Origin of the sequence: Citrobacter sp. Cf088 (assembly GCF_030334295.1) — a bacterium.
GTDB classification, from domain to species: domain Bacteria; phylum Pseudomonadota; class Gammaproteobacteria; order Enterobacterales; family Enterobacteriaceae; genus Citrobacter; species Citrobacter freundii.
The window spans coordinates 276,929-303,830 of the sequence record NZ_JAOWEE010000040.1 but is presented as its reverse complement, the minus strand read 5'-3'; the positions used below and the strand labels follow the sequence as shown (position 1 = coordinate 303,830).

At 48.7% G+C, this 26,902-nt stretch carries 28 protein-coding genes; 13 read left to right on the top strand and 15 right to left on the bottom strand.

The features are described 5' to 3' along the window. Nucleotides 1-228: 228 nt before the first annotated feature. Complete coding sequence (locus OGV71_RS06740) at nt 229-1,092, bottom strand: YicC/YloC family endoribonuclease (protein WP_003024052.1); 864 nt, start codon at nt 1,090-1,092, stop codon at nt 229-231. A gap of 125 nt (nt 1,093-1,217) precedes the next feature. On the opposite strand from OGV71_RS06740, the gene rph reads away from it, so the two are divergent. Together rph and pyrE are read left to right on the top strand one after the other, a co-directional pair. Beyond that, a complete protein-coding gene (gene rph, locus OGV71_RS06735; RefSeq protein ID WP_003024054.1) occupies nt 1,218-1,934 on the top strand; it encodes a ribonuclease PH in 717 nt (238 codons plus the stop codon). A gap of 65 nt (nt 1,935-1,999) precedes the next feature. Continuing rightward, the gene (pyrE, locus tag OGV71_RS06730; protein WP_204583172.1) at nt 2,000-2,641 is read left to right on the top strand and encodes an orotate phosphoribosyltransferase; all 642 of its coding nucleotides are present in this window, start codon (nt 2,000-2,002) and stop codon (nt 2,639-2,641) included. A gap of 82 nt (nt 2,642-2,723) precedes the next feature. On the opposite strand, the gene slmA is transcribed toward pyrE, so the two are convergent. From slmA to coaBC, 3 genes are all read right to left on the bottom strand, one after another. Then, the gene (gene slmA / locus OGV71_RS06725; protein WP_003024060.1) at nt 2,724-3,320 is read right to left on the bottom strand and encodes a nucleoid occlusion factor SlmA; all 597 of its coding nucleotides are present in this window, start codon (nt 3,318-3,320) and stop codon (nt 2,724-2,726) included. A gap of 116 nt (nt 3,321-3,436) precedes the next feature. Then, nucleotides 3,437-3,895, bottom strand: coding sequence for a dUTP diphosphatase (gene dut, locus OGV71_RS06720; RefSeq protein WP_006687626.1), 459 nt, complete (start codon nt 3,893-3,895; stop codon nt 3,437-3,439). Further along, nucleotides 3,873-5,093: a bifunctional phosphopantothenoylcysteine decarboxylase/phosphopantothenate--cysteine ligase CoaBC gene (gene coaBC / locus OGV71_RS06715; RefSeq protein ID WP_113772692.1), complete on the bottom strand. Its 1,221-nt coding sequence runs from the start codon at nt 5,091-5,093 to the stop codon at nt 3,873-3,875. Before coaBC ends, dut begins: the two co-directional genes overlap by 23 nt. Nucleotides 5,094-5,264: 171 nt before the next feature. Between coaBC and radC the strand changes: the two genes are divergently transcribed. The 4 genes from radC (at nt 5,265) to mutM (ending at nt 7,481) form a co-directional block, all read left to right on the top strand. Then, nucleotides 5,265-5,930: a RadC family protein gene (gene radC / locus OGV71_RS06710; protein WP_086504682.1), complete on the top strand. Its 666-nt coding sequence runs from the start codon at nt 5,265-5,267 to the stop codon at nt 5,928-5,930. Between the two features lie 218 nt (nt 5,931-6,148). Beyond that, nucleotides 6,149-6,385, top strand: a complete 237-nt coding sequence (gene rpmB / locus OGV71_RS06705) for a 50S ribosomal protein L28 (RefSeq protein ID WP_003024071.1) — start codon at nt 6,149-6,151, stop codon at nt 6,383-6,385. A gap of 20 nt (nt 6,386-6,405) precedes the next feature. Then, a complete protein-coding gene (rpmG, locus tag OGV71_RS06700) occupies nt 6,406-6,573 on the top strand; it encodes a 50S ribosomal protein L33 (protein ID WP_003024094.1) in 168 nt (55 codons plus the stop codon). Between the two features lie 98 nt (nt 6,574-6,671). Then, a complete protein-coding gene (gene mutM, locus OGV71_RS06695; RefSeq protein ID WP_003024097.1) occupies nt 6,672-7,481 on the top strand; it encodes a bifunctional DNA-formamidopyrimidine glycosylase/DNA-(apurinic or apyrimidinic site) lyase in 810 nt (269 codons plus the stop codon). A gap of 38 nt (nt 7,482-7,519) precedes the next feature. Here mutM and coaD read toward each other — a convergent pair whose 3' ends face one another. Together coaD and waaA are read right to left on the bottom strand one after the other, a co-directional pair. Next, on the bottom strand, nt 7,520-7,999 hold the full coding sequence (gene coaD, locus OGV71_RS06690) for a pantetheine-phosphate adenylyltransferase (RefSeq protein ID WP_003024099.1): 480 nt from the start codon (nt 7,997-7,999) through the stop codon (nt 7,520-7,522). Between the two features lie 8 nt (nt 8,000-8,007). Next, a complete protein-coding gene (waaA, locus tag OGV71_RS06685; protein ID WP_003837609.1) occupies nt 8,008-9,285 on the bottom strand; it encodes a lipid IV(A) 3-deoxy-D-manno-octulosonic acid transferase in 1,278 nt (425 codons plus the stop codon). Between the two features lie 425 nt (nt 9,286-9,710). Between waaA and OGV71_RS06680 the strand changes: the two genes are divergently transcribed. The 4 genes from OGV71_RS06680 to OGV71_RS06665 are packed head-to-tail and all read left to right on the top strand — an operon-like array spanning nt 9,711 to nt 13,712. Beyond that, complete coding sequence (locus tag OGV71_RS06680) at nt 9,711-10,835, top strand: glycosyltransferase family 4 protein (protein WP_204583173.1); 1,125 nt, start codon at nt 9,711-9,713, stop codon at nt 10,833-10,835. Continuing rightward, a complete protein-coding gene (gene rfaP / locus OGV71_RS06675; protein WP_086529750.1) occupies nt 10,828-11,625 on the top strand; it encodes a lipopolysaccharide core heptose(I) kinase RfaP in 798 nt (265 codons plus the stop codon). Before OGV71_RS06680 ends, rfaP begins: the two co-directional genes overlap by 8 nt. A 30-nt stretch (nt 11,626-11,655) precedes the next feature. Beyond that, the gene (locus OGV71_RS06670) at nt 11,656-12,675 is read left to right on the top strand and encodes a glycosyltransferase family 8 protein (protein WP_071696648.1); all 1,020 of its coding nucleotides are present in this window, start codon (nt 11,656-11,658) and stop codon (nt 12,673-12,675) included. A gap of 47 nt (nt 12,676-12,722) precedes the next feature. Then, nucleotides 12,723-13,712, top strand: a complete 990-nt coding sequence (locus OGV71_RS06665; protein ID WP_086504679.1) for a glycosyltransferase family 8 protein — start codon at nt 12,723-12,725, stop codon at nt 13,710-13,712. Between the two features lie 30 nt (nt 13,713-13,742). On the opposite strand, the gene OGV71_RS06660 is transcribed toward OGV71_RS06665, so the two are convergent. Genes OGV71_RS06660 through rfaD form a run of 7 tightly spaced genes read right to left on the bottom strand, consistent with a single transcriptional unit; the run spans nt 13,743 to nt 21,011 of the window. Then, nucleotides 13,743-14,687 carry a glycosyltransferase family 8 protein gene (locus OGV71_RS06660; RefSeq protein ID WP_204583176.1) on the bottom strand — a complete coding sequence of 315 codons (945 nt, stop codon included), beginning with the start codon at nt 14,685-14,687 and terminating at the stop codon, nt 13,743-13,745. After that, entirely contained in the window at nt 14,688-15,743 is a 1,056-nt protein-coding gene (gene rfaQ / locus OGV71_RS06655) for a lipopolysaccharide core heptosyltransferase RfaQ (protein WP_286532900.1), read from the bottom strand. 1 nt (nt 15,744) lies between these two features. Further along, nucleotides 15,745-16,758: a glycosyltransferase family 2 protein gene (locus OGV71_RS06650; protein ID WP_257651350.1), complete on the bottom strand. Its 1,014-nt coding sequence runs from the start codon at nt 16,756-16,758 to the stop codon at nt 15,745-15,747. Then, entirely contained in the window at nt 16,751-18,034 is a 1,284-nt protein-coding gene (locus OGV71_RS06645) for an O-antigen ligase family protein (protein WP_268045665.1), read from the bottom strand. The genes OGV71_RS06650 and OGV71_RS06645 overlap by 8 nt, the downstream gene beginning before the upstream one ends. Nucleotides 18,035-18,050: 16 nt before the next feature. Beyond that, nucleotides 18,051-19,019 carry a lipopolysaccharide heptosyltransferase RfaC gene (rfaC, locus tag OGV71_RS06640; protein WP_204583177.1) on the bottom strand — a complete coding sequence of 323 codons (969 nt, stop codon included), beginning with the start codon at nt 19,017-19,019 and terminating at the stop codon, nt 18,051-18,053. A 3-nt stretch (nt 19,020-19,022) separates the two neighbouring features. Beyond that, nucleotides 19,023-20,069: an ADP-heptose--LPS heptosyltransferase RfaF gene (gene rfaF, locus OGV71_RS06635; RefSeq protein ID WP_071685699.1), complete on the bottom strand. Its 1,047-nt coding sequence runs from the start codon at nt 20,067-20,069 to the stop codon at nt 19,023-19,025. Nucleotides 20,070-20,078: 9 nt separating this feature from the next. Further along, nucleotides 20,079-21,011, bottom strand: a complete 933-nt coding sequence (rfaD, locus tag OGV71_RS06630) for an ADP-glyceromanno-heptose 6-epimerase (protein ID WP_003827312.1) — start codon at nt 21,009-21,011, stop codon at nt 20,079-20,081. A gap of 215 nt (nt 21,012-21,226) precedes the next feature. On the opposite strand from rfaD, the gene kbl reads away from it, so the two are divergent. From kbl to OGV71_RS06615, 3 genes are all read left to right on the top strand, one after another. Continuing rightward, complete coding sequence (gene kbl / locus OGV71_RS06625; protein WP_003837635.1) at nt 21,227-22,423, top strand: glycine C-acetyltransferase; 1,197 nt, start codon at nt 21,227-21,229, stop codon at nt 22,421-22,423. Nucleotides 22,424-22,432: 9 nt separating this feature from the next. Then, a complete protein-coding gene (gene tdh, locus OGV71_RS06620; protein ID WP_003024132.1) occupies nt 22,433-23,458 on the top strand; it encodes an L-threonine 3-dehydrogenase in 1,026 nt (341 codons plus the stop codon). A gap of 192 nt (nt 23,459-23,650) precedes the next feature. After that, on the top strand, nt 23,651-24,688 hold the full coding sequence (locus OGV71_RS06615; RefSeq protein WP_204583178.1) for a glycosyltransferase: 1,038 nt from the start codon (nt 23,651-23,653) through the stop codon (nt 24,686-24,688). Here the strand turns inward: OGV71_RS06615 and OGV71_RS06610 are convergent, their stop codons facing one another. Continuing rightward, nucleotides 24,689-25,624, bottom strand: coding sequence for a divergent polysaccharide deacetylase family protein (locus tag OGV71_RS06610; protein ID WP_003024138.1), 936 nt, complete (start codon nt 25,622-25,624; stop codon nt 24,689-24,691). Between the two features lie 3 nt (nt 25,625-25,627). Continuing rightward, nucleotides 25,628-26,887 (bottom strand): murein hydrolase activator EnvC, encoded by a 1,260-nt coding sequence (gene envC / locus OGV71_RS06605; RefSeq protein WP_229235822.1) that lies wholly within the window; start codon nt 26,885-26,887, stop codon nt 25,628-25,630. Between the last annotated feature and the right edge of the window lie 15 nt (nt 26,888-26,902).

Below are 26,902 nucleotides of genomic sequence, written 5' to 3'. Positions count from 1 at the left end.
TAACGATTTGTGCGCACTGTCACGATTGAGATTTTCTAAGGTGAAGTGATTTTAATTACTACAGCTAATGCGAAATTGTTGTAAACACGTTATGGCATGCGCTTTGTGATATGAGTGGTGACAATAAATGATGAGAAAATATAATTCTTGTCGCATAGATGAGAACTGATAGCGTCGGGAAAAGCACGTAGCGCCGCCGTTTATTGACGGGCTACGTGAGATGGTGACTTACTCGATATTCTGAATTTGCTCGCGCATTTGCTCGATCAATACCTTCAGTTCAATTGCGGAGTTAGTCACTTCGGCATTGATAGACTTCGATGCCAGAGTATTCGACTCACGGTTGAATTCCTGCATCATGAAGTCCAGACGACGGCCAACCGCCTCTTTTTTCTTCAGAATGTTGTAGGTTTCTTTGACGTGAGCTTCCAGGCGATCCAGTTCTTCAGCCACGTCGATACGCTGTGCCATCAGCACCAGTTCTTGCTCAAGGCGGTTATTTTCCAGCTGCACCTGAGCATCTTCCAGTTTGGCTACCAGACGCTCGCGCTGCCATTGCAGGATTTCCGGCATATGTGCGCGCACTTTTGTGACTTCAGCGCTGACGCCTTCCAGACGCTGCTCGATCAACGCCTTCAGTGCCTGACCTTCGGTTTCACGCGCAACGATAAAGTCATCCAGCGTACCGTCAAGCGCGGCGAGGATTTCGGCGGCAATGGCGTCCAGATCTTGCTCCTGGGCTGCCATTACGCCTGGCCAACGCAGGATATCAACCGGGTTAATTTCACCTTCATCACTCTGCATTTTGACCCAGTTAGCAGCGCTAACGAGCTGTTTAGCGAGTTTTTCATTCAGAATCAGCTCGCCTTGTGCACTGGCATCAGGCTCAAAACGCAGCGTACATTCGACTTTACCGCGCGTCAGACGCGTGCGAATACGTTCGCGAACTACGGGTTCGAGACTACGGAACTGCTCCGGCAGGCGAAAATAAGTTTCCAGATAACGCTGGTTTACCGAGCGCATTTCCCAGGTAGCGCTACCCCATTCACCCTTGATTTCACGCCGGGCGTAAGCGGTCATGCTGCGGATCATAGACGTTCCTGTTTTTAAAGATGAGATGGGAGGATTATAGCCATCCACGTCTTGTCAGGATAGGAATAACAGTCGGAAGTCCGTATAATGCGCAGCCACATTCGTTTCAAGCCGGAGATTTTATCATGCGTCCAGCAGGTCGTAGTGCCAATCAGGTGCGTCCCGTCACCCTGACCCGTAATTATACAAAACACGCTGAAGGCTCCGTGCTGGTCGAATTTGGTGATACCAAAGTGCTATGTACCGCTTCTATTGATGAAGGCGTACCGCGTTTTCTGAAAGGTCAGGGCCAGGGTTGGATCACCGCAGAATATGGCATGCTGCCACGCGCCACACACACCCGTAACGCCCGTGAAGCGGCGAAAGGTAAGCAGGGCGGTCGTACCATGGAAATCCAGCGTCTGATCGCTCGTGCGCTGCGCGCTGCCGTTGACCTGAAGACGCTCGGTGAGTTCACCATTACGCTGGACTGCGATGTTATCCAGGCCGATGGCGGTACGCGCACTGCATCAATTACCGGCGCATGCGTTGCGTTGGCGGATGCGCTGAACAAGCTGGTCGCGAGCGGTAAACTGAAAACTAACCCGATGAAAGGGATGGTCGCCGCGGTTTCCGTGGGCATTGTGAACGGTGAAGCACTCTGTGACCTTGAGTACGTTGAAGACTCTGCTGCAGAAACCGATATGAACGTAGTGATGACTGAAGACGGTCGCATTATAGAGGTTCAGGGCACGGCGGAAGGTGAGCCATTCAGCCATGAAGAACTTCTCACCCTACTGGCGTTGGCCCGAGGGGGAATCGAATCCATTGTAGCGACGCAGAAGGCGGCGTTAGAAAATTGATTTTAAAGGCGACTGATGAGTCGCCTTTTTTTTGTCTGTAATAAAGTGAGATGAGGAGCGAATCCATGAAACCGTATCAGCGCCAGTTTATTGAGTTTGCGCTTAGCAAGCAGGTACTAAAGTTTGGCGAGTTTACGCTGAAATCCGGGCGTAAAAGCCCCTATTTCTTCAACGCCGGACTGTTTAATACCGGGCGCGACCTGGCTCTGTTAGGCCGTTTTTACGCCGAAGCGCTGGTGGATTCCGGTATTGAGTTCGATTTGCTGTTTGGCCCAGCGTACAAAGGTATCCCGATTGCGACTACAACGGCCGTTGCGCTGGCTGAACACCACGATAAAGATTTGCCGTACTGCTTTAACCGTAAAGAGGCGAAGATCCACGGTGAAGGTGGCAATCTGGTCGGTAGTGCACTTGAGGGGCGCGTGATGCTGGTGGATGATGTTATCACCGCAGGTACGGCGATTCGTGAGTCGATGGAAATTATCCAGGCGAATGGCGCCACTCTGGCGGGGGTACTGATTTCTCTCGATCGTCAGGAACGCGGTCGCGGCGAGATTTCCGCTATTCAGGAAGTGGAACGTGATTACGGTTGCAAAGTGATCTCTATTATCACCCTGAAAGACCTGATTGCGTATCTGGAAGAGAAACCGGAGATGGCGGAGCACCTGGTGGCAGTACGAGCCTATCGCGAAGCATACGGTGTATAAGGACAGCCGGATAGCGCTGCGCTGATCCGGCCTACGCACTTACCGGGCCTACGGTATACGTAGGCCGGACAAGACGAAATCGCTACTGCAATTGAGCGGCAACCAACGGCCAGCGGGTGTCAAAATCATCCGTTGGGCGGTATTTAAATTCGCTACGTACAAATCGGGATAGCATACCTTCGCAGAAAGCCAGTAACTGGCTGGCCAGAAGCGTTTCATCCACGGTGTAGCCTTCACCTTCACGCATTCTTTTTTCTCGCAGAACCTGGCGCAACTGCGCTTCAATGCGCTCAAAAAGTTGGTTAATGCGACCTTGCAGACGGTCTTGCTCGAACATCAACGCGTGTCCGGTCAGAATTCGCGTCAGGCCCGGATTACGCTCACCAAACCCTAAAATCAGCAGAACGATCAGACGCAGACGCGCGCTGGTGTCCTTTTCATCTTTCAAAATCAGATTGATACGCGTAATCAGACTATCTTCGATAAACTCAATCAGGCTATCGAACATACGGGTCTTGCTGGGGAAATGGCGATACAATGCCGCTTCGGATACGCCAACTGAGGCTGCCAGCTTTGCTGTGGTGATGCGTTGGCTACCATCGCTGGACTCAAGCATCAGTGCCAGAGACTGAAGTATTTCTTCGCGACGATTCCTTTTCGCAGTTTGCTTTTCTACCATGTTACAAAATACCCCTGAAAATAAGCTCTTGCCAGGCAGGCATCCACACAGCGACCGCAAACTGTTGTTTGCGGTGTGTTATTGCGTTATTACGCTATGGGATACTTTTCTGCGGGTTACTTGCGCCCGGAATGGCCGAAGCCACCTTCGCCACGATCGGTGGCTTCAAACTCTTCCACCAGATTAAATTCAGCCTGCACGACCGGTACAAATACCATCTGCGCGATACGTTCGCCCGGCTCAATAGTGAAGCTGTCCTGACCACGGTTCCAGATGGACACCATCAGTTGGCCCTGGTAGTCGGAATCAATCAAACCAACCAGATTGCCCAGCACGATACCGTGCTTATGGCCCAATCCGGAGCGCGGGAGCATCACCGCTGCCAGAGAAGGATCGGCAATGTGGATAGCTAACCCGGTTGGCACCAGCGTTGTTGCGCCCGGTGCCAGTTCTACGGCGTCATCAAGACAAGCACGCAGGTCAAGTCCGGCAGAACCAGAAGTGGCGTACGTCGGGAGCGGAAATTGTTGCCCTACGCGCGGGTCCAGAATCTTAACGTCGATTTTTTTCATCATAACGGGTCACGATCTCGTCGAGTAATAATTGGCCCAGGAGTTCTTTACGCTCAAGCGGTAAGACTTTGTCTCCATCCTGCCAAAAAAGGTGTAATGCGTTGCTATCGCTGTTAAACCCTTGAGTTGACAGCGAAACGTCGTTCGCACAGATCACATCAAGGTTTTTGCGGATGCGTTTTTGCCGGGCATATTCTTCCACATTATTTGTTTCGGCGGCAAACCCAACGACAAAAGGACGGTTAGCATCCAGTGCGGCAACACCGGCGATAATGTCCGGGTTTTTGACCATTTTTACAGTTAATTCATCACCCTGCGTCGCTTGTTTTTTTATTTTTTCGTGGGCGACAGTTTCAGCGCGATAATCAGCGACTGCAGCGCAGCCGATAAAAATATGCTGTTGTTGCACTGCAGACTGCACAGCGGCTTCCATTTCCAACGCGGTCATCACATCAACCCGCTGAACAAATGGTGGTGTGGATAACGAAACCGGACCCGATACCAGTGTGACGTTTGCCCCGCGCTTTGCTGCAGCGGCCGCGATAGCAAATCCCATCTTCCCGGAGCTATGGTTGGAAATATAACGCACGGGATCAAGCGGTTCACGCGTCGGACCCGCCGTAATCATGATGTTGAGATGTTGCAGATCGTTGACAGGCGAAAAATGTTCTGCCGCCATATCCACAATCGTTAACGGATCCAGCATACGTCCAGGACCGACATCGCCACATGCCTGGCTACCGCTGTCTGGGCCCCAAATGAGCAAACCGCGTGAGGCAAGAATACCCAGATTGTGCTGGGTCGCGGCTGCACGGTACATCTGCTGGTTCATGGCCGGCAGCACGGCAACAGGCGCGGGTGTTGCCAGACAAATCGTAGACACCAGATCGTTGGCCATACCGGCGGCAACGCGGGCAATCAGGTCTGCCGTCGCAGGGGCCAGGATAACCAAATCGGCCCATTTCCCCAGCTCAATGTGGCCCATCGCAGCTTCGGCTGCAGGATCAAGCAGGCTGTCGGAAACGGGATAACCTGAAACTGCCTGTAAACTCAGGGGAGTAATAAATGCTTTTGCCGCTTCGGTCATTGCCACGCGGACGTCAGCGCCGCGTTCCCGTAAACGACGCACCAGCTCAGGGGTCTTGTACGCAGCAATCCCGCCACTGACGCCAAGTACGATTTTTTTACCGGCCAGGCTCATCATGATCTTTCCTGTTGGGTTTCACCAGAAGGCAGATATTTTATCACAATCCGCAATTTGTCGTGCTTTTGACCGCCTTCTACTTTGCGAGGCACTACGAAGAAGTGAAAACAGCGCGTCGATTCACCGTCGGTGTTATGCCACTATGCGGACGCGAAAGGAGGGAAAAGTATGGACAATACAGGAAGTATGATGCCCAGGGAAAAGCTGTTGGCACAGGGGGCCAGTTCGCTGACCGATGTTGAGTTACTGGCGCTTTTTTTACGTACCGGTATTCAGGGTAAAGATGTGCTTACGCTGGCGAAAGAGATGCTTCAGCATTTTGAGTCGTTGTATGGTTTGTTGTCTGCTGATTACATGGATTTTAGCTATGTTTCGGGAATCGGTATCGCGAAGTATGCACAGTTGAAGGGTATTGCGGAGCTGGCAAGACGCTACTACAACGTGCGAGTGATAGAGGAGCGTGCTCTACTAAGCCCGGAAATGGCGCGTGAATTTCTGCAAAGCCAGCTCTCGCAAGAGGAACGCGAGATCTTTCTGGTGATCTTTATGGATTCTCAACATCAAGTGATTAAACACAGCAAACTTTTTTCCGGGACACTAAGCCACGTCGAGGTACATCCGCGAGAAATTGTCCGCGAAGCGATAAAAATGAATGCTTCCGCCGTGATCCTTGCGCATAATCACCCTTCGGGGTGTGCAGAGCCGAGTAAAGCAGATAAACTCATCACCGAGCGTGTTGTGAAATGCTGTCAGTTCATGGATATCCGGGTGCTTGATCATCTGGTCATTGGGCGCGGAGAGTACGTTTCTTTTGCGGAACGCGGTTGGATTTAACGCACTTTACGCGATCCATCGGGATCTTTGTCTGTTCGGGACTTGAGCATAACGCCGGGTCAGCGTATACTACGCCACCTTTGAGAATCTCGGGTTTGGCATTTGGGCCTGGCAATCGAGAGTTCACTTAGAACTATGCGATGACCGGGCTGTAAAGCCTGACGAGGCGCCGATACCCCATACGAAGCTCGAGCTAATTTGATTTTTGGAGAATAGACATGTCCCGAGTCTGCCAAGTTACTGGCAAGCGTCCGGTGACCGGTAACAACCGTTCCCACGCACTGAACGCGACTAAACGCCGTTTCCTGCCGAACCTGCACTCTCACCGTTTCTGGGTTGAGAGCGAGAAGCGTTTTGTCACCCTGCGTGTATCTGCTAAAGGTATGCGTGTAATTGATAAGAAAGGCATCGAAACAGTTCTGTCTGAACTGCGTGCCCGTGGCGAAAAGTACTAAGTACTAAGAGGAAATAAATCATGGCTAAAGGTATTCGTGAGAAAATCAAGCTGGTTTCTTCTGCTGGTACTGGTCATTTCTATACCACTACGAAGAACAAACGTACTAAGCCGGAAAAACTGGAACTGAAAAAATTCGATCCAGTTGTACGCCAGCACGTACTGTACAAAGAAGCTAAAATCAAATAATTTTAGTTTCGATGTAGCAAAAAACCTCGCCTCGGCGGGGTTTTTTGTTTTCTGGCCGTCCCCATATAAATGAGACCTGATACACCGCCGGAGATACTATGCCTGAATTACCTGAAGTCGAAACCAGTCGCCGTGGGATTGAGCCGCATCTGGTAGGGGCAACGATTATGCACGCGACTGTGCGTAACGGTCGTTTGCGTTGGCCGGTATCAGAGGAAATCTATCGCCTGAGCGATAAACCTGTCCTGAGCGTACAGCGGCGCGCAAAATACCTGCTTCTGGAGCTGCCGGACGGCTGGGTAATCATTCATCTGGGGATGTCGGGTAGTTTGCGTATCCTTCCTGAAGAGCTTCCGGCAGATAAGCACGACCACGTTGACTTAGTGATGAGCAATGGCAAAGTTCTGCGTTATACCGATCCCCGTCGCTTTGGTGCCTGGCTGTGGACTAAAGAGCTGGATGGACATAATGTCCTCGCCCATCTTGGCCCTGAGCCGCTGAGTGACGATTTCAACGCCGGTTATCTACAGCAGAAATGTGCAAAGAAGAAAACGGCGATTAAACCCTGGCTGATGGATAACAAGCTGGTGGTGGGGGTGGGAAACATCTATGCCAGCGAGTCGCTGTTTGCGGCTGGTATCCATCCTGACCGTCTGGCGTCATCGCTGTCGCAGGATGAGTGCGAACTGCTGGTACGCGTTATCAAGGCGGTTTTGCTGCGTTCTATCGAGCAGGGTGGGACGACGTTGAAGGATTTTCTGCAAAGTGACGGTAAGCCTGGCTATTTTGCCCAGGAGCTGCAGGTCTATGGGAGAGAAGGTGAACCTTGCCGCGCATGTGGCGCACCGATTGTTGCGACAAAACACGCCCAGCGTACAACGTTCTATTGCCGTCGCTGTCAGAAATAGTGTCATTGCTGGCCGGATGCAGCATCCGGCCAGGCACATTACTTCAACTTACTCATTAACGCCTGATGGACGTTTTCCGGCAGAAAGTGCGTCACATCACCCTGATGGCGGGCGACTTCTTTCACCAGTGACGATGAGATAAATGACCACTCTTTAGACGGCATCAGAAAGACGCTTTCCAGTTGCGGCATTAGGTGGCGGTTCATGTGCGCCAGCTGCATTTCATACTCAAAATCTGCTACCGCGCGTAGGCCTCGGATCAGAATGTTAGCCTGATTATCACGGGCAAAATTTGCCATTAAGTCGCTGAATCCCAGAACTTCCACATTGCCGAGATGCGCCGTTGCCTGTTGCGCCAGCTCGACGCGCTCTTCAAGGGTAAACATCGGTTTTTTACTGGGACTTGCAGCAATCGCCAGGATCACGTGATCGAACATGCTGGTCGCACGCGTCACGATATCAAGATGGCCGTTAGTTATGGGATCAAAGGTTCCCGGATAAATCGCCCGTTTTTGCATGGCTTGCCTCAATGCGTTTTGGGTGGCAGATAAGGTTCCAGCAGCTGCAGCAGACGCTGTAACGCGCCCTGATTTTGATACAGAACTTCAACTGCGTGACGGCCATAAAAATTACGATAATCTGCATCGGTCAGTAAAGAAGATACTTCTTTTACCAGCGTAGGTGCGTCGGTGACGGTGATCAATCCGCTTGCCTGTTCGAGGCGGGCGCAAATATCTTTAAAATTAAACGTATGTGGTCCCATCAGCACTGGAATAGCATGTGCCGCGGCTTCCAGTGGATTGTGCCCACCACGTTCAACCAGTGAACCGCCGACAAAAGCAAGGTCGGCAATGCCATACAGCAACATCAGCTCACCCATGGTATCGCCGATCACAACCTGAGTGCCTGAGGACGGAACTTCACCCGAAGAACGAGTGGTATAACTTAGCCCAGCCTGGCGTACGAGGTTAATTGCATCCGGGAACCGTTCAGGATGTCTGGGAACCAGAATTAGTAGAAGATTCGGGAACTGATTTAATAACGCCTGATGGGCGGCAATGATGATGCTTTCTTCGCCGTCGTGGGTGCTGGTTGCAATCCATACCGGACGGTGAGGCGCCCATTGACGACGTAATGTCACCGCTTTTGCGGCCAGTTGTGGCGTGACGGATATATCAAACTTCAGGCTGCCAGTAACGGTGACCTGATTGCTTCTGGCACCAAGTGTAATAAAACGTGCGCCATCTTCTTCGTTTTGTGCGGCAATTAACGTAATTCGACGCAGTAGTCTGCCAACAAATTTACCTAATTTCGCATAGCCGGCTGCTGAACGAGCAGAAAGACGTGCGTTGGCAATAACCAGAGGAATGTGACGCTTATGGAGTGCCGCGATCAGATTTGGCCACAGCTCGGTTTCCATAATTAACACCAGTTTGGGGTCAACTTTATTCAGAAAACGGTTCAGGGCATCCGGTAAATCGTAAGGCAGATAAATATGCTGAACGTCAGTGCCAAAAGCAGATTGTACGCGCTCGGAACCGGTTGGCGTCATAGTGGTGACCGTGATCGGCAAGTCGGGATAACGGTGACGCAGAGCGCGAACTAATGGGATTGCAGCCAGTGTTTCGCCCACAGAAACCGAATGAAGCATGATCCCGCCGGGTTTTAGCGGGCGGCGATAAAAGCCGTAGCGTTCGCCCCAGCGTTTACGGTAGGCCGGAGCCTTACGTCCGCGCACCCAAAGCCGTATCCAGATCAAAGGCTGAATAAGGTAGAAAAGGGCGGTGTAAAGCAATTCGAGCATAATGGTAGCTGACTTATGAATGTGCTGGGGATTCTATGTATTTAACTATGGCTTTACCATCATTTTTATCCAGGTTGTATCAAAACGATGGAATTGGTGGGGAACTGATTTCGCTGATGGCTATTTCAAAAATTCACATGGCCGCATTTATATGTCTTAACCTCTTGTGCGGTGTGCGTTTCCTGATGAACTGGCGTCTTATTTATCTGTATGTTTTTAATGATTTATTTTGTTTTTTTGTTTAAAAAATATTCATTTCGGAATGCTTGGTAATAAATGATATACTACTGCGCAATTTCAGGTAGCTAGCGGGCAGAAACGTTTCGAAAGCACAGAAAGTCATCTTTGGATGCTTTAGGCAAGGATTACACGATTCTGATGCTTCAAACCTGATATGCCTGGCGACGCGATGCGGATATTAATGCATGAATATTGCTTTTTGTTTGTACAAGTATTTTCCCTATGGTGGGTTACAGCGTGATTTCTTGCGGGTAGCGCTGACGGTTGCTTCTCGTGGCCATCATGTTCAGGTATTTACCCAGTCATGGCAGGGCGAGCGTCCGGAAGGGCTGGAGATTATACTCGTCCCCGTTACATCCAGAACGAATCATGGGAAAAACGAGCAATATTATCAGTGGGTTCAGAATTATTTAACTCAACATCCCGTCGATCGTGTCGTTGGTTTTAATAAAATGCCTGGCCTGGATGTGTATTACGCTGCGGACGTTTGTTATGCGGAAAAGGTTGCCCGCGAGAAAGGCTTTTTCTACAAATTGACGCGCAGGTACCGACACTACTCTGCATTTGAAAAAGCCGTATTTCAGCAGGGTGTCGGCACTACGCTTTTGATGTTAACCGATAAACAAATTGGTGACTTCAAGCATCATTACCAAACTGAGAGCCAGCGCTTTCGTATTCTGCCTCCAGGAATCTACCCTGACAGAAAGTACAGCCAGCAACCTGAAAACAGCCGGCTGATTGTTAGAGAAAAACATGGTATTGGTCTCGATCAGTTCTTGCTCTTACAGGTAGGTTCCGATTTCAAACGCAAAGGCGTGCCAAGAACATTACAGGCGTTGGCTTCTTTGCCTGATGTCATTCGCCACCGCACACGATTGATGGTTGTTGGTCAGGATAAGGCCGATCGCTATCGCGCTCAGGCTCGTCAATTGGGGGTTGAAGAACAAGTGCAGTTCTTCTCGGGGCGAGATGACGTCGCAGAGTTGATGTCTGCTGCTGATTTATTACTTCACCCAGCTGTACAGGAAGCCGCCGGTATTGTCTTGCTAGAAGCTGTAGTTGCCGGACTGCCAGTATTAACTACCGAAGTTTGCGGATATGCAGGTTATATTGATGCCGCCCAGTGCGGGGTAGTGATCCCTGAACCTTTTGAGCAGGAAAATCTGAATACAGCACTTTTCGATGCGCTGCAAAATAATGAGCAGAGAAGTCGTTGGGCCGGGAACGCACGGCATTTTGCTGATACAAAAGATCTCTACAGCCTGGCAGATAAAGCTGCAGATATCATTTTAGGTCCTAAGAATGATTGAATTAAAAGAACCATTTGCCACGCAGTGGCAAGGAAAAGACCCGTTTACTGAAGTCGCTAAGCTGGACGGTGAGGTTTTTCGCGCCCTGGAAACACGACGTACCCTACGTTTTGAGATGATGGGTAAGGGTTATTTTCTTAAATATCATCATGGAACCACGCTTAAAGAAGTGGTGAAGAATCTTATATCTTTACGTATGCCTGTACTGGGCGCAGACCGGGAGTGGCTGGCAATTCATCGCTTACAGGAACTGAGTGTTGACACCATGACCGGCGTGGCATTTGGGCAGAAAGGACTGAATCCGTTAGAGCGCACCTCATTTATCATCACTGAAGATCTCTCTCCTGCTATCAGCCTTGAAGATTTTTGTGCAAGGTGGAAAGTTGAGCCCCCTGATTATGTATTAAAACGGACAATTATTACCCGGGTGGCAGAAATGGTGGGTAAAATGCATCGGGGCGGGGTAAATCACCGGGATTGCTATATATGCCATTTCCTGCTCCAGCAGCCGATGCCGGAAGACGTTGCGAATATCAAACTTTCCGTAATTGATTTGCATCGTGCACAAATACGCCAGCATGTGCCACGCCGCTGGCGGGATAAGGATCTGATTGGACTCTATTTCTCTTCACTTGAGATCGGGTTGACGTCCAGAGATATCTACCGTTTTTTACGTGTCTATTTTTCGAAGCCACTACGTGAAATCTTTCGTCAGGAAGTCAGGTTGTTTGAACAGGCTGTCACAAAAGCGCAAAAAATAAGACAAAGAACAATTAGAAAAGCGCTATAAATCACAGATAAAGTTTGAGGCCATTTTACTATGAACATTGATTTCCAAAAGCTAGTTATCCAAAAACACGTCATAGACAGCTCTACGCATGAGAAGAGTAAAAAATTAAGTGTTGCGTATGGTGTCGACCGTAATTTTTTATTTGGCTCTGGTATTTCAATGACCTCAGTATTAGTGAATAACCCTGATATTGATATTCACTTTTATATAGTAACAGACTATATAGATGACGATTATCTGGAGAGTGTAAAACGCCTGACCCAAATGTATAGTACGACTGTGACGGTTCTTATGTTCGATAACGCGGCGTTTCGTGAATTGCCGAGTACAAAAGCATGGACTTATGCAATGTACTATCGTTATTTCGCATTTGAATATTTAAGCACAGAGTTAAGCTCCGTACTATATCTTGATGCAGATGTTATTTGCAAAGGCTCTCTTCGCGAGCTTACCGAGATTAATTTCTGTGGAGAATATGCCGCTGTTATTAATGATATTGATGAAGTGCGTATTAAATCCGGTAACAGACTCGGTATTCCCGAATTGAGTAACGGTTACTTTAATTCCGGTGTGGTATTTGCGAATCTTCAAGTTTGGCATGAACAGCAGTTGCTGACCAAAGCATTTTCTATTTTAGATAAACGCCAAAAAGAACTCCTTTATTTTGATCAGGATGTATTAAATATATTATTTGTAGGGAATGTTATTTTCCTGAGAAGAGATTTTAACTGCATTTATGGTGTGGATCAGGAACTAAAAAACAAAAATGATAAAATTTATCAGGATTATATTACAGATAATACTGTTTTAATTCATTATGTCGGTGTTACTAAGCCATGGCATACATGGGCTAAATATCCGGTAGCTAAATTCTTCATTGATGCCTATAAAAAATCCGCATGGGCAGAAAAATCCTTGTTAAATGCAAACACAGCAAAACTGTATAAACGTAAATCACGGCATGAAAGAGTGCAGCGTAAATATATTCGCTCGGTACTTAGTCATGTAATGTATATAAAAAATAAGTTACACAATTCAAAAGCATATTGAATATAGAAACAGTAACTTATTGATAATCGATTAAATAGGTGTAGCGAATGAACTTTGATTGTCATCAGTCTATAAAAAAGATACTTGAGTTTAATCAAGCGCCGACCGAACAGAAAATACAACTTAACATCGCCTGGGGTGTTGACAGGAATTTTATGTTTGGTGCTGCAATTTCGATGACATCGGTACTATTGAATAATAAAGATTTAAATATCCATTTTCATCTTTTTACTGACTACATTGATGCTGATTACCAGCAGCGAATTGCTAAATTAGCAGAGCAATTTTCCACAAACATCTCAATTTATGTTATGGATGCTAATGAGTTAAAAGTTTTGCCAAGTGGTCACGCTTGGTCACACGCAATGTACTTCAGGTTTATTGCCTTTGAATATCTTGGTGAGAAAATTGATTCACTTTTATACATTGATGCGGATGTAATGTGTAAAGGTTCACTTTTTGAACTCACGCAGATTGATCTTGGAGAACATGTTGCAGCTGTAATTACCGATGTGGATGATAGCCCTGCCAGAGATATTGAGATAAATAAAGATTATTTCAATTCAGGTGTCATATTTGCAAACCTAAAAAAGTGGAAAGAGCAGAATTTTATCAATGCAGCTTTTGATATCTTATTAGACAAAAATAATAAACTTTCATTCCCGGATCAGGATGTCTTGAATATTCTTTTCTTTAAGAAAGTAATTTTTCTGGAGCGAAGGTTCAATGCTATCTATGGAATTAAGCAAGAATTAAAAAGCAGAGATCTTGCGAAATATAAAGAATATATTACACCTGATACTATTCTAATTCACTATGTTGGCGTGACTAAACCCTGGAATTCATGGGCAAATTATCCTTCAGCACAGTTTTTTGTTGACGCCTGGAAGGCTTCGCCTTGGGCGGATGTTCCATTGTTACCCGCCAGAACGCCAAAACAATATAAAAAGAAATCAAGGCATGAAAGATTACAAGGGAAGTATTTCGCCTCGATAATAAGCTATATTGGTTATTTGCGGGAAAAATTAAAAAAGTAAGTAAAAAAACTCCCGTAAGGGAGTTTTTTATTAACGTAATTTAGTCTTAAGGTATTTCAAATACCATTTGACAGATGCGCAGTAATTCCCTTTTTTAGCTTCCTGGCGTGAATAGACCCGATAATCAGTAGGTCTCATGCGTGGAGCATAGGAGCGCAATGCAGTATTTCGCCATGGCGTGAAATGATGGTAGAAGAGATAAAGTTGCTGTGAAAGCCCAGTATGTTCTTTATACCAGGGCTTCCTTCCACCAGTGAAGTGGATAATTCTTGGCAGAATATCTTTTTGGTAGAAGAATATCTCTTTTTGTTGATCGGTAAACCAGTTGAACAAAAAATTCCATCGGTTATCAATAAACTTAACGTTACCATCTATTGCGATATTGAGTGCATCTTGGTCAAAGTAAGGCAAGGATTTACCTTGTTCAAATAACACGGTGTTTGCTTTGTTTTCAATATCAAACTTGATCCAGTTTTCAATGTTAATATACAAAAAACCAGCATTGAAATAATGACCAGTACTAAGGCCCAGACGCTTGGCATTTTTTGTATCGTGAATATCGAGAGAGTCGTGACTGACAGCACAAATGACGTTGCTGATATCAATGCTGTTAATGTCATTGAGCTTATCAAAACACAGGGTATCGGCATCTAAGTAGATAAAACGCTCAACTGTATCTTTTAGTAAGCGCGGTACGGCCAGACGCATATAGGTCGAACGATTCAGGTGTTTTATTGAAAAGTCATTGTTATACTTTTCAATCTCTTCTTTATCGATATTGATTACCTGAATTTTATCACTGGTTGAACGCAGTTTATTGATATCTTCGTCAGTAACATCATAGACAAAAACGAAAAATGACAGGTCCTGTTCCGGGTTGTTCATTATGACGGACATAATGGACACTGCTACATATTCCAGATAGTTAGCATCTGTACAGTAAGCAATATTAATAACGTTATTTTTGTTGTCCATTTATGCTTTCTCATTACCTTGAACATTGTCATTATCATGAAGTACCGTGTCGATAGCGTCAATCACGGCTTGCTCCGGTATCCATGTGAGATATTTTTTTGATCTGTCGAGTTCATCCCGAGAAGGCATCGGATGATAATCGCCAGCCCAAATCAATAAGGCTTTATCCGACCATGGCTTCCACTGTTGATAATTGGTGGCGCCAAACAGGCAGACCTGTGGTGTCTTTAGCGCCGCTGCCATATGCATAGGAGCAGAATCGACGCCAATGTACAGAACTGCATGATCGATCAATGCAGCCAACTGCAAAAAGGTGGTTTTACCTGCCAGCGTCAGGTCAGGGGACGATTGGCACAGTTCAGCAATGCGCTGAACCTGCTGCTGCTCACTTAGCGCTGGCCCACAGGTAAGATAGACGTGCAGACCTCGTTGGTGCAGGTGGTCTATAACATGCGCGAATTTATCATCATCCCAGCATTTAAACTCTTGCCTGGCAGTGGGCTGAATAACGACATATTTCTGCGCTGGCAACGTGGGTAACAGGGATACCAGATGTTGATAATCGTCCTGACGATAACTCAGCGACATCTCTTTCTTCAGTTCTGTTTCGCTAAACCCGATACCTTTTAGAATAGATAAATTTTGTTCAACAATATGCGTACCAATGAATGGCGTTACGCGCGTAAAAAGTCGATTCCACAGATCTTTTTCGCGCTCAAAAGCAATTGAAGGGCAACGTAAAGAGGCTATAAGAGCGCCGATCGGCCATTGTTCGGTGAGGTTAACGATCAGGTCGTAGTGATTTTTCTTCAGTTGTTTACGCACTGAAAGGTAATTTTTCACTGTTGACAGCAGGCCCTGCTTTTTCTCAATCAGATAAAAATTATTAATATCTTTATGGGCGGCTAAGATTGCTTTGGTATCTTTATAGAGTAGCAGATCGATCTTAGCTTGCGGATAACGAGCCCGAATGCTGGCAATAACAGGTGTAGTTAGCAGAACATCCCCATAAAACTTGAGCTTGCAAATAAGAATCCGGTCAATTTTTTCAAACATGTTAAAATCCCTTTCGCAAGAATAAGCTTTTGCAAGCAGATATTATCTTATATCTTGTTTCAGAAATAGAACGATCGATATGGGGATATTTCATCTTCAGAATTATTTTCTTCTTAACGATTTTCGTATCGCAGCATGCAAGTGCATTCTGAATGTCATTTAGCATACTTTCGCTATAACGATAATAGCCTTTTTTCTTGCGTAAAATTTTACGTCCTTCGAGAAAGCAATTAATAATCATAAATGTCGCAACAGTACGCTTGGCGCTATTTTCATTAATATATTTATACATTTTTCGCATAGCAAAGAAGATGCTGTCAGCATCACTATCAATAATGTTCTCGGTAATGCTTTTATCATTTACTCGGTAGTAATATAGCTTATTCTCGATTTTTAGAATCTTATTGCATTTAAAATACTGGAATGGGCAAAAAATCACGTCTTCGTAGCGATGATGTTCCTCGAACTTATCGCTACCAATGATATTGCGGTGAAAGATTTTTGTCATCAGATGCCATTGCCCAGCCTTGAATGTTGGTAACAGAGGAGCGTAATTATCATCTGATAATATTATTTCGCGCTGGGCAATGTTGTTTTCCATTTCCGGCGCGTTTTTATACAAATTGTTTATATCTCGAGTTAAGTTAAATTCGATAATGTCATATTTTTCGTCTCTTAACTTAGGCAGGAGAATTGTAAAATAATTCTGGCAGACAATATCATCACTGTCTACAAAGCCAATATATTTCCCTGTCGCATGGGCAAGCCCAACGTTACGAGTGATTGCAACGCCCTGATTTTTTTGGCTTATATATTTAACATTATGGCAATCTTTTTCGCGGTAAAACGCATTTATACGCTCTTCGGTTAAATCCGTAGAGCCATCATTAACAATTATTACCTCTACATCATCGGTGATGCTCTGATGTATAGACGCCAATGTCGCTGTGATGAGTTCAGCGTTGTTGTATGTAGGTATAATAATGCTCAGTAAATAACCGGAAGTGTTAACCATGGCATCGTTCTCTTGTTGGATTCGAGCTCAGTACTGCTGCTACACATAACGCCAGTACGCTGCTCAGGGCTTCACCTTTGGCATACAATAATAAATCACTCAAGCCATAGACAGCGATAGCGCCTGAGACGACGAACAACAGAGGACTACGTTGACAGTAAGCTATTAAAAACATGGCAGTATAGAGCAAGAGTAGCACAACAACACCTGGGATGCCTTTCAGCGAGAAGGTATCAACTATTTCGTTATGCAGGTGAACGTTAATGAACTCAAGTGCCCCTTGTAAGGAAGTATCTTGCACGGCAAGTCGCTGAATTTCTGCTCCGCGTTGTTCAAGTGACTGCCCCCAGTAATGACCTTTCCCAGATTCAATCCCTGCCCGTTGCATCGCAAGTCGCGCACCAATAGAGGTATTACTATTGTCTTGATTATAAGAGTGCAGATCGACCAGGAAGTTCTGGTAGCGGCTTTCAATGATTGGTTTTAAGGGAATCGCAGCAACTCCCACCAGTATTACAAAACCCAGCAGTGCCCTTAATAGCATGGTGCGGTTGTGACGATAGTACATCAAGAATAGGCCGACACTCAGGATCGGGTATACCAAAATAGCAGCCCGAGTTTGCGTTGTGATGATGACTGCCAGCGATATCAAAAAATGTAACAGATAAAGTGCAACGGTGTGTTTTAGACGGAGATTAATAATAGCCTGAGACGCTAATAATGCAATTAGCGTCAGAGCGTAGGCTGTGCCGGTTTGGTGTTCAAAACCGAGAGCAACACGGTAGGTCATAATATCTGGTGCCCCGGCGACCTGATAGCCCGCGAAAAGATATAAACCCACTGCTGTAAGGATCGTCCAGAGACTGGTAATGCGAGTTTTGTTAGCACACGGCTCTCGCGTTGCCAGAGCTGTCATAACCAGTGCGGCAAAAATCATCACTTTGCCACCGTTCTGGTATGAACGATAGGCACCGGTAAAGGCTGAGCCAGATTGTTTAAATACTTCTACCCAAATAATCTGGAGTAAACCAAAGAGCAGCAACATAACAGGCAAAACCAGGTTTTGTTTGTTACTGCACACATGCTTTATATTTTTTCCTATAAGCGGCAGAGACAGAGCCGTGGAGAAAATAAATACCTTCAGCGCTTCATCTGGATTGACCAGGACCATCGCAAGAGTTGCCAGGATCCCAGCATAAAATAAGACGTATATAAAATCGAATGGATTATTTTTTATACTACAAACAAAGCGAGAAAACATGTGTTGGCGAAGCATGGTTCATCTCTTAAAGTTAAAGCAAATTATTCTCAACCAGCGATACGTTGACTAAGCTTGCGTCCAGATCCTGCAATTTTCCGGAATGGCTCTGCTGTGTGTATTGATTCTTCCCATATCCACCAATCAATCCCGGGTCTGTCGGGCCATACAACGTAATATTGGGGCGATCCAATGCGGCGGTTAAATGGCTGAGACCTGTATCAACCGACACCACAAATTTTGCTCCCGCCAGGATGCGCGCAACCTCTTCCAGACTCATCCGCGACAGGACATCGACGTAAGGAAAACCTTCCGCCAGCCTTTTGGCACGCTCTTCTTCATGAGGGGCGCCCCAGGGGAGTTTAATACGGATGCCCGTATTATTTAACAGCCCGATCAGGTCCCGCCAGTTGGCTTCAGGCCAGTGCTTATCATCACGTGTTGTGGCGTGCAGAAATACGGCATATTGTCCTGTATCAGCATTACATTCATTTACAAAATGCTGAGCGATAGCGTAATCACCCTGCGACTGCGGTTTGGCATATCCCAGACTTTTGGCGAACAATTCACGCGTACGTTCTACCGCATGCTGCTGTTTAGCAATGTGATGTTTGCGATTATAAAACAGGCTAGCCAGCGGCTCGCGGGCCGTACTCCAGTCCATACCATGCTTGACGCCACGTGCCAGACGCGTCACCAACGCCGCACTTTTAACCAGACCCTGCGCATCAATTATCGCGTCATACTGCTGCAAACGTACCGCATCGCGAAATGCTTTACGCTCGGCTTTAATCGGCGCTGAAAACCAGGCTTTACGCCAGCGGCGAATTGCGACAGGGATGACCCGGTCAACGGCTGCATGCCAGGAAGGGATCTGCGCGAATCCTTCTTCCACCACCCAATCAAATTGAATACCCGGAATAGCCTGCTGCGCATCGGTTAATGCGGGCAACGTATGCAGTACATCGCCCATAGACGACGTTTTAACGATCAGAACCCGCATCCGTCAGGCTTCCTCTTGTAACAACAGGTCGTTGAGTTCTTCCAGTACACGCTGGGGTGTGATGTCAATCAGGCTTTGGTGATAGCCTTCTGCCGCATCGCCCTTGCGCACTTTGTGATAGCCCGTAATCAGACGAATGACCCGTGCTTTGTGCGACAACGGCGGGGTAAAGTCCGGACTACTTGGGCCATACAACGCTACCAGAGGTCGATTCAACGCTGCGGCAACGTGCATTAATCCAGAGTCGTTGGTGACGACCGCTTTGCAGGCGGCGAGCAGAATAACGGCCTGCTCCAGCTGTGTTTCGCCCGCCAGATTACGACACCAGGCCTGCTGCTCAACGCTTAACGTTGCCAGGATTTCATTTCCGGCTTCATGATCTTTTGCCGAGCCAAACAGCACAATCTGATGACCTTCGTCGATCAGCTGTTTTGCCAGTTCAGCATAATGGTAGTGTGGCCAGCGTTTCGCCGGACCAAATTCCGCACCCGGGCAAAAACCGATGATGGGGCGTTCGGCAGAAAGGGAGAACTGACTACAGGTCAGAGACTTTTCACCTTCGCTGACCTGCAACTGTGGCCACAGCAGAGGCTGCGGCAAATCTTTAGCCGACAGCATCACACCTTTATCGTAGGCCAGGGCCACATAGCGTTCGACCATCAGCGGCCATGCGTCTTTGTCCAGCACGCGCGCATCGTTGAGCAGGCCGTAGCGCATTTCACCACGCCAACCGGTACGATGTGGAATACCTGCAAAAAAGGGCACCAGCGCGGATTTAAACGAGTTAGGCAGCACATAAGCGCGGTCATAGCGCTTCTCACGCAGGCTATGACCGAGCTTACGCCGTTCGCCAATTTCCAGAGCGCCATGCCCAAGCGGCATCGCGATCGCTTCATTGACTTCCGGCATCCGCGACAGCAGCGGACGGCACCATGCAGGTGCCATCACGTCGATTATCGCCTGGGGATAGCGCGCCTTGAGCGTGCGATAGAGACTTTGCGACATCATCATGTCGCCCACCCATGACGGGCCGATCACCAGTATTTTCATGCTAACTTCTTACGCGTCGCGGTTCAGCCAAGCCATATATTCCGTTACGCCTTCGGCAACGGTCTTAAACGGCTTGTCATAGCCCGCTGCGCGCAGGTTGGTCAGGTCTGCCTGAGTAAACGCCTGGTAGCGGCCTTTCAGTTTTTCCGGGAATGGAATGTACTCAATGCTGCCTTTTTTGTGGTACGCCAGCGTTGCGTCAGCAACGGCCTGGAAAGATTCCGCACGACCGGTACCGAGGTTAAAGATGCCGGATACCCCGTTTTCCAGGAACCACAGGTTTACCGCAGCCACATCGCCAACATAAACGAAATCACGTTTGAAGTTTTCGCTGCCTTCGAACAGTTTTGGTGTTTCGCCATTGTTAAGCTGGGTATTGAGGTGGAAAGCAACGCTTGCCATGCTGCCTTTGTGGCCTTCACGCGGTCCGTAGACGTTGAAATAGCGGAAGCCAACAATCTGTGAGTTGGCTTCTGGCAGGATCTGACGCACGTACTCGTCGAACAGGAATTTTGAGTAGCCATAGACGTTCAGCGGTTTCTCATATTCACGGGATTCGATGAAATCAGAAGTGCGCCCGCCATAGGTGGCGGCAGAGGATGCGTACAGGAACGGGATTTCACGCTCCAGGCAGTAGTGCAGTAGCTCTTTGGAGTATTGATAGTTGTTATCCATCATATACTTGCCGTCCCACTCGGTGGTGGAAGAGCATGCGCCTTCGTGGAAAATCGCTTCGATATCGCCGAAATCTTCCCCGGCCATAATCTGGATTAGGAAGTCTTCCTTGTCCATGTAGTCAGCAATATTCAGATCCACCAGGTTAACAAACTTGGTGCCGTCTTTCAGGTTGTCCACCACCAGGATGTCGGTGATGCCTTTATCATTCAGGGACTTAACGATGTTGCTGCCGATAAAGCCCGCGCCGCCGGTAACGATGATCATAAATGTAACCTTCGAATTATGGAGTCAGAGACAATCTCAGACACGAATACTTTCTATCATATCACTACATGGCTCAGGCTTCAGCCATTCACCGATAAGCCGTGCGGGTACACGTGATTTATGCTTCATTTTGAAGAAGTGATGATGCGTCATCTCGTATCAACGTATAGCTTTGGGTAATATGTGCTGAAATTTGCCCAGTCTGGAGAATTGAAATGCGTGGGGATTTTTACAAACAGTTAACCAACGATCTCGACACCGCACGTGCGGAAGGATTGTTTAAAGAAGAGCGCATTATTACATCTGCCCAGCAGGCGGATATCACCGTGGCGGACGGAAGCCACGTTATTAACTTTTGTGCGAACAACTATCTGGGACTGGCTAATCATCCAGAACTGATTGCAGCAGCAAAAGCGGGTATGGATTCTCACGGATTTGGTATGGCTTCGGTTCGCTTTATTTGCGGTACCCAGGATAGCCATAAGCAACTGGAGCAAAAACTGGCGGCATTCCTCGGTATGGAAGATGCCATCCTTTACTCTTCCTGCTTCGACGCCAATGGCGGCCTGTTTGAAACGCTGCTGGGCGCAGAAGACGCAATTATTTCCGATGCCCTGAACCACGCTTCTATCATTGATGGCGTTCGTCTGTGTAAAGCAAAACGTTTCCGTTACGCCAACAACGATATGGTGGAACTGGAAGCTCGCCTGAAAGAAGCGCGTGAAGCGGGCGCTCGTCATATCCTGATCGCCACTGATGGCGTGTTCTCTATGGATGGTGTGATCGCTAACCTGAAAGGCGTTTGCGATCTGGCGGATAAATACGACGCGCTGGTCATGGTTGATGATTCCCATGCCGTCGGTTTTGTCGGCGAAAATGGTCGTGGCTCCCATGAATACTGTGACGTGATGGGTCGCGTGGACATCATCACCGGTACGCTGGGTAAAGCACTCGGCGGCGCATCCGGTGGTTACACCGCAGCGCGCAAAGAAGTTGTTGAGTGGCTGCGTCAGCGTTCCCGTCCTTATTTGTTCTCCAACTCACTGGCGCCAGCGATTGTTGCGGCCTCCATTAAAGTGCTGGAAATGGTTGAGGCTGGCAGCGACCTGCGCGACCGCCTGTGGGCGAACGCACGTCAGTTCCGTGAGCAAATGTCTGCCGCTGGCTTTACTCTGGCCGGTGCCGATCACGCGATTATCCCGGTGATGTTGGGTGATGCAGTGATCGCTCAGGACTTTGCTCGTGAACTGCAAAAAGAGGGAATTTACGTTACCGGATTCTTCTATCCGGTGGTTCCAAAAGGCCAGGCGCGTATCCGTACCCAGATGTCTGCGGCGCATACCCCTGAGCAGATTACGCGTGCTGTTGAGGCGTTCACACGCATTGGTAAACAACTGGGCGTTATTGCCTGAGGATGTGAAATGAAAGCGTTATCCAAACTGAAAGCGGAAGAGGGCATTTGGATGACTGACGTTCCTGAACCGGAAGTCGGTCATAACGATTTGCTGATTAAAATCCGTAAAACAGCCATCTGCGGGACTGACGTTCACATTTATAACTGGGATGAATGGTCGCAAAAAACCATCCCAGTACCGATGGTCGTTGGGCATGAATATGTCGGCGAAGTTGTTGGCATCGGTCAGGAAGTTAAAGGCTTTAAAATCGGCGATCGCGTTTCAGGCGAAGGTCATATCACCTGCGGACATTGCCGTAACTGCCGCGGTGGACGTACTCACCTGTGCCGCAATACGACCGGTGTCGGTGTAAACCGTCCGGGCTGCTTTGCGGAGTACCTGGTGATCCCGGCATTTAACGCATTTAAAATCCCGGACAATATCTCCGACGACCTGGCGTCTATCTTCGATCCGTTCGGTAATGCAGTGCACACGGCGCTGTCGTTCGATCTGGTTGGGGAAGATGTACTGGTATCCGGTGCGGGTCCAATCGGTATTATGGCGGCGGCGGTCGCGAAGCACGTTGGCGCACGCCACGTGGTGATCACCGACGTTAATGAGTATCGCCTTGAGCTGGCGCGCAAAATGGGTATCACCCGCGCGGTCAACGTATCGAAAGAGAATCTGACCGACGTGATGGCTGAACTGGGTATGACCGAAGGGTTTGATGTGGGCCTGGAGATGTCGGGGGCGCCGCCAGCGTTTCGCGCTATGCTGGACACCATGAATCACGGTGGCCGTATTGCTATGCTGGGTATTCCGCCATCTGATATGTCCATCGACTGGACCAAAGTTATCTTTAAAGGACTGTTTATTAAAGGTATCTACGGTCGTGAGATGTTTGAGACATGGTACAAAATGGCTGCACTGATCCAGTCTGGTCTGGATTTGTCGCCGATCATCACCCACCGATTCTCCATCGATGAATTCCAGCAGGGCTTTGACGCGATGCGTTCAGGCCAGTCAGGGAAAGTGATCCTGAGCTGGGATTAACCGTATCCACCCTGTGGATTCTGTGTGTTGTCCCCGGATGTTGATTATCATTAATCATCCGGGGCGTTTTTTGCCTGCACAATCTCTCCCGCCCGGCGCATTTTCCGCTAAAGAATTAATAATTTTTTCTGAAAATCTACCGCTTAATATGCTAAAAAGTGCCGATTACTCTATTGTCTGGCTGGATTTGATATGACCTATATCCCTGGTCTCCTGAGCGTCATTATGCCGCTTTACAACACGGGTGAACCGTTCATTGCGTGTATGGATTCGCTGATTGCGCAAACCTGGAAGAACCTGGAGATCATCATTGTTAATGATGGCTCTACGGATAACTCTGCGCAGCTTGCTCAGTCTTATGCGGATCGTTATCCGCACGTTCATCTGCTGCACCAGCGCAATGGGGGCGTTTCGGCGGCGCGCAATACCGGTATGAAAGTCGCCAGGGGGGAGTACATCGCGTACGTAGACGGCGATGATATTGCCTATCCGGAAATGTATGAAACGCTGATGACTATGGCGCTGAAAGACAACCTGGATGTTGCGCAGTGCAACGCTGACTGGTGTATTGCCGAGACGGGCCACACCTGGGCATCCATTCCTACCGATCGTATTCGTTCTACCGGCGTGATGACTGGGCCAGACTGGTTACGCAAAGCATTAGCCAGCCGCCGTTGGCGACACGTTGTCTGGATGGGGGTTTATCGTCATCAGACTATCCGCGACGCGGGGCTGACCTTCCTGTCTGGCCTGCATCACCAGGATATTATCTGGACGACGGAGTTTATGTTTAATGCGAAGCGCGCGCGTTACACGGAAATCCCTCTGTATAAATACTTCCTGCACGGCGCATCTGTTAGCCGTCTGCCGCGCACCGGGCTGAAAAACCTTGCTTACCAGCGCCACTACATCAAAATTACCCGTCTGCTGGATAAGATGAATCACGACTACGCCGGGCGTATTCCCATTTACCCGGAATTCAAACAGCAGGTGATTTACGAAGCGCTACGCGTTTGTCATTGCATACGTAAAGAGCCAGACGAGAAAATCCGCCAGCGCATGATTGCTGAAGTATTCGTGTCGGGTATGTTCAAGCGTATGGTAAGCAATATTTGCAGCGTTAAGCTGGGTTATCAGGTGCTGTTGTGGGCCATCCGCTTTAGCCAGTGGCGCGATAAAGCACTGACGCCGCGCCGCCTGGCTCATTTAACGCTGGATAGCAAAGACTGATTATTGCCAGCCCTGCCACTGCAGGCGCATATACTGCACCAGCGTGCTTTGGGTAATGCTTTCGCCGAGCACGCTGAAGAAGCGGCTGGCGTACACTGGCTCTAACGGCTGCTTCGGTTTGCATAATTTCACCCCGCGGAAAGGATTACGCGGCGCATCAGGTGTACCGTTCTTCGGTGGCGTGAGGTTTGGTCTGGAGGTATCCACCTGCGGTTCATTGAGCAGGCTGCTTGGGCGAACCAACGTGATGTCGGCTGGCAGGCTATACAGCATCTGCTGCAGGACACGAACCGTAGACGGGTGAGGGTGGCCAATGGCGATTGCGGAACCGTTGCGGCGCGCCAGCTCGACGGCACGATTAAACTGACGGCGAATATCGGCTTCGTTTTGCGTGTCATCCAGGAAGACTTTGCGTTTGATGACCTTCACACCGGTTCCTGACGCTGCGCGCATTGCCTGGCTGTTACCAATGGTCATGCTGTCCAGGAAGTAGAGATCGTAGCGCTCCAGCGCCTGCATCACCTTCTGCATGCCAAACAGGCTGGAGGTCATCGCGCTGCCCATATGGTTGTTCAGACCGACCGCATTCGGTACTTTGCTTACCGCGTCGCGAATAATTCGCTCAATCTCTTCGCTGCTCATTTCAGGGCGTAAAGTATCTTTCTCTAACGGCTGCTTGCTCAGCGGTGCCATTGGCAGATGGATTAAGACTTCATGCCCGCTGTTATGCGCTTTGATTGCCATTTCACGTGCATGTGGGGCGTTAGGCAGAACGGCAACGGAGATGGTAGAAGGCATCGCCAGTACCTGGTTTTCAGTGTGTGGGCGATAGCCGAAATCATCAATGACGATGGCGAGTTTGCCAGCAAAAACAGGTGTTGCGAAGGCCAGCAGGCTGGCGAGAGAGAGTAGTAGACGACGAAATTGTTGTGGCAAAACTTATCTTCCCAACCACGGCTGTGGATTGACCGCCTGACCCTGGCGACGAATTTCGAAATAGAGTGCCGGCCTGCCCTGACCGCCGCTGCTACCCACTAGTGCTATAGGCTGCCCGGCGCGAACCTGCGTACCGACGCTGACCAGTGCGCTCTGGTTATAACCGTACAGGCTCATATCGCCTTTACCGTGCTCAACGACGACCACCAGGCCATAGCCCTGCAACCAGTCCGCCAGAATGACGCGACCATCGGCAATGGCTTTAACTTCGGTGCCTTCGGATGCGCCAATAACCATCCCCTTCCAACGTAGCTCACCCTGCAGTTGTTCGCCATAACGATGTAGGGTTGGACCCCGAACGGGCCAGAATGCCTGGCCGCGTGGCGAACCCAAACCGCCGGTACGTGACATCAGAGATTTTTCACTTTCGGTCGGTTTGTAGGTTGAGCCTTTCCGTGATGCATCCTGTTGCTTATCGCGTACGGCCTGCGCCTCGCGGGCTTCACGTTCCGCGCGTGCTTTGGCTGCGGCTTCGGCGCGAGCAATGCTGTTGCGCAGGCGCGATTCGTTGGCGCGCATTTCGCCTAGCTGCTGCTGACCCTGTTGAATCGATGATTCCAGACTCGAAAGCGTTTTCTGGCGTTCGTTACGTGCCTGTTCCAGCTTAGCCTGCTGAGCGCGCTGTTCGTACAGTAGCGTCTGCTGTTCGCTTTGCTTATCTTCTAGCTCGGCTTTTTGCGAGTCGACCTCTTCGCGGGTTTGTTTCAACTGCGCGATAGTTTCTTGCCTCGCCTGGTTCAGGTAGCCGAAATAGGCTTGCAGGCGCTGTCCGCGCTGGCTTTCTTCGCCGCTAAGGATGAGCTGAATACCGGTGTGTTCACCCTGGCGAAACGCGGCGTCTAACTGGGCTGCCAGACTGCGCTCTTGCGCTGCTCGTTGCTTTTCCAGCTTCGCGAGTGCTGCGTTCATCTCTGCGATTTGCGCGTTCAGCTGTGCCAGTGAGTTCTGCGTTTCGCGTAACTGCCTTGCGGCAACGGCGATGGCTTGTTCCTGAGCTTTAAGCTGAGCGAGGAGAGTGGAACGTTGTTGTTGCTGTTGGCGTACCGCGCGTTCTTTTGCCGCGATATCGGCCTGAATAGATTTAAGCTGGTCGCGTTCGTCCGCGTGGGCGGAAAAGGCGCACAGCAATACGCCAGCGCTAAGCGCGCTGGCGTAGAACAAGGGCCTGACTGAAAACTTACGCGGTTTCACGGCCCGAGTGATGGTATTAATCGCCTT

Coding starts and splice junctions, on each gene's coding strand:
- OGV71_RS06740 (WP_003024052.1), bottom strand. CDS start 1,092: ATGATCCGCAGCATGACCGCTTACGCCCGGCGTGAAATCAAGGGTGAA.
- rph (WP_003024054.1), top strand. CDS start 1,218: ATGCGTCCAGCAGGTCGTAGTGCCAATCAGGTGCGTCCCGTCACCCTG.
- pyrE (WP_204583172.1), top strand. CDS start 2,000: ATGAAACCGTATCAGCGCCAGTTTATTGAGTTTGCGCTTAGCAAGCAG.
- slmA (WP_003024060.1), bottom strand. CDS start 3,320: ATGGTAGAAAAGCAAACTGCGAAAAGGAATCGTCGCGAAGAAATACTT.
- dut (WP_006687626.1), bottom strand. CDS start 3,895: ATGATGAAAAAAATCGACGTTAAGATTCTGGACCCGCGCGTAGGGCAA.
- coaBC (WP_113772692.1), bottom strand. CDS start 5,093: ATGAGCCTGGCCGGTAAAAAAATCGTACTTGGCGTCAGTGGCGGGATT.
- radC (WP_086504682.1), top strand. CDS start 5,265: ATGGACAATACAGGAAGTATGATGCCCAGGGAAAAGCTGTTGGCACAG.
- rpmB (WP_003024071.1), top strand. CDS start 6,149: ATGTCCCGAGTCTGCCAAGTTACTGGCAAGCGTCCGGTGACCGGTAAC.
- rpmG (WP_003024094.1), top strand. CDS start 6,406: ATGGCTAAAGGTATTCGTGAGAAAATCAAGCTGGTTTCTTCTGCTGGT.
- mutM (WP_003024097.1), top strand. CDS start 6,672: ATGCCTGAATTACCTGAAGTCGAAACCAGTCGCCGTGGGATTGAGCCG.
- coaD (WP_003024099.1), bottom strand. CDS start 7,999: ATGCAAAAACGGGCGATTTATCCGGGAACCTTTGATCCCATAACTAAC.
- waaA (WP_003837609.1), bottom strand. CDS start 9,285: ATGCTCGAATTGCTTTACACCGCCCTTTTCTACCTTATTCAGCCTTTG.
- OGV71_RS06680 (WP_204583173.1), top strand. CDS start 9,711: ATGAATATTGCTTTTTGTTTGTACAAGTATTTTCCCTATGGTGGGTTA.
- rfaP (WP_086529750.1), top strand. CDS start 10,828: ATGATTGAATTAAAAGAACCATTTGCCACGCAGTGGCAAGGAAAAGAC.
- OGV71_RS06670 (WP_071696648.1), top strand. CDS start 11,656: ATGAACATTGATTTCCAAAAGCTAGTTATCCAAAAACACGTCATAGAC.
- OGV71_RS06665 (WP_086504679.1), top strand. CDS start 12,723: ATGAACTTTGATTGTCATCAGTCTATAAAAAAGATACTTGAGTTTAAT.
- OGV71_RS06660 (WP_204583176.1), bottom strand. CDS start 14,687: ATGGACAACAAAAATAACGTTATTAATATTGCTTACTGTACAGATGCT.
- rfaQ (WP_286532900.1), bottom strand. CDS start 15,743: ATGTTTGAAAAAATTGACCGGATTCTTATTTGCAAGCTCAAGTTTTAT.
- OGV71_RS06650 (WP_257651350.1), bottom strand. CDS start 16,758: ATGGTTAACACTTCCGGTTATTTACTGAGCATTATTATACCTACATAC.
- OGV71_RS06645 (WP_268045665.1), bottom strand. CDS start 18,034: ATGCTTCGCCAACACATGTTTTCTCGCTTTGTTTGTAGTATAAAAAAT.
- rfaC (WP_204583177.1), bottom strand. CDS start 19,019: ATGCGGGTTCTGATCGTTAAAACGTCGTCTATGGGCGATGTACTGCAT.
- rfaF (WP_071685699.1), bottom strand. CDS start 20,069: ATGAAAATACTGGTGATCGGCCCGTCATGGGTGGGCGACATGATGATG.
- rfaD (WP_003827312.1), bottom strand. CDS start 21,011: ATGATCATCGTTACCGGCGGCGCGGGCTTTATCGGCAGCAACATCGTT.
- kbl (WP_003837635.1), top strand. CDS start 21,227: ATGCGTGGGGATTTTTACAAACAGTTAACCAACGATCTCGACACCGCA.
- tdh (WP_003024132.1), top strand. CDS start 22,433: ATGAAAGCGTTATCCAAACTGAAAGCGGAAGAGGGCATTTGGATGACT.
- OGV71_RS06615 (WP_204583178.1), top strand. CDS start 23,651: ATGACCTATATCCCTGGTCTCCTGAGCGTCATTATGCCGCTTTACAAC.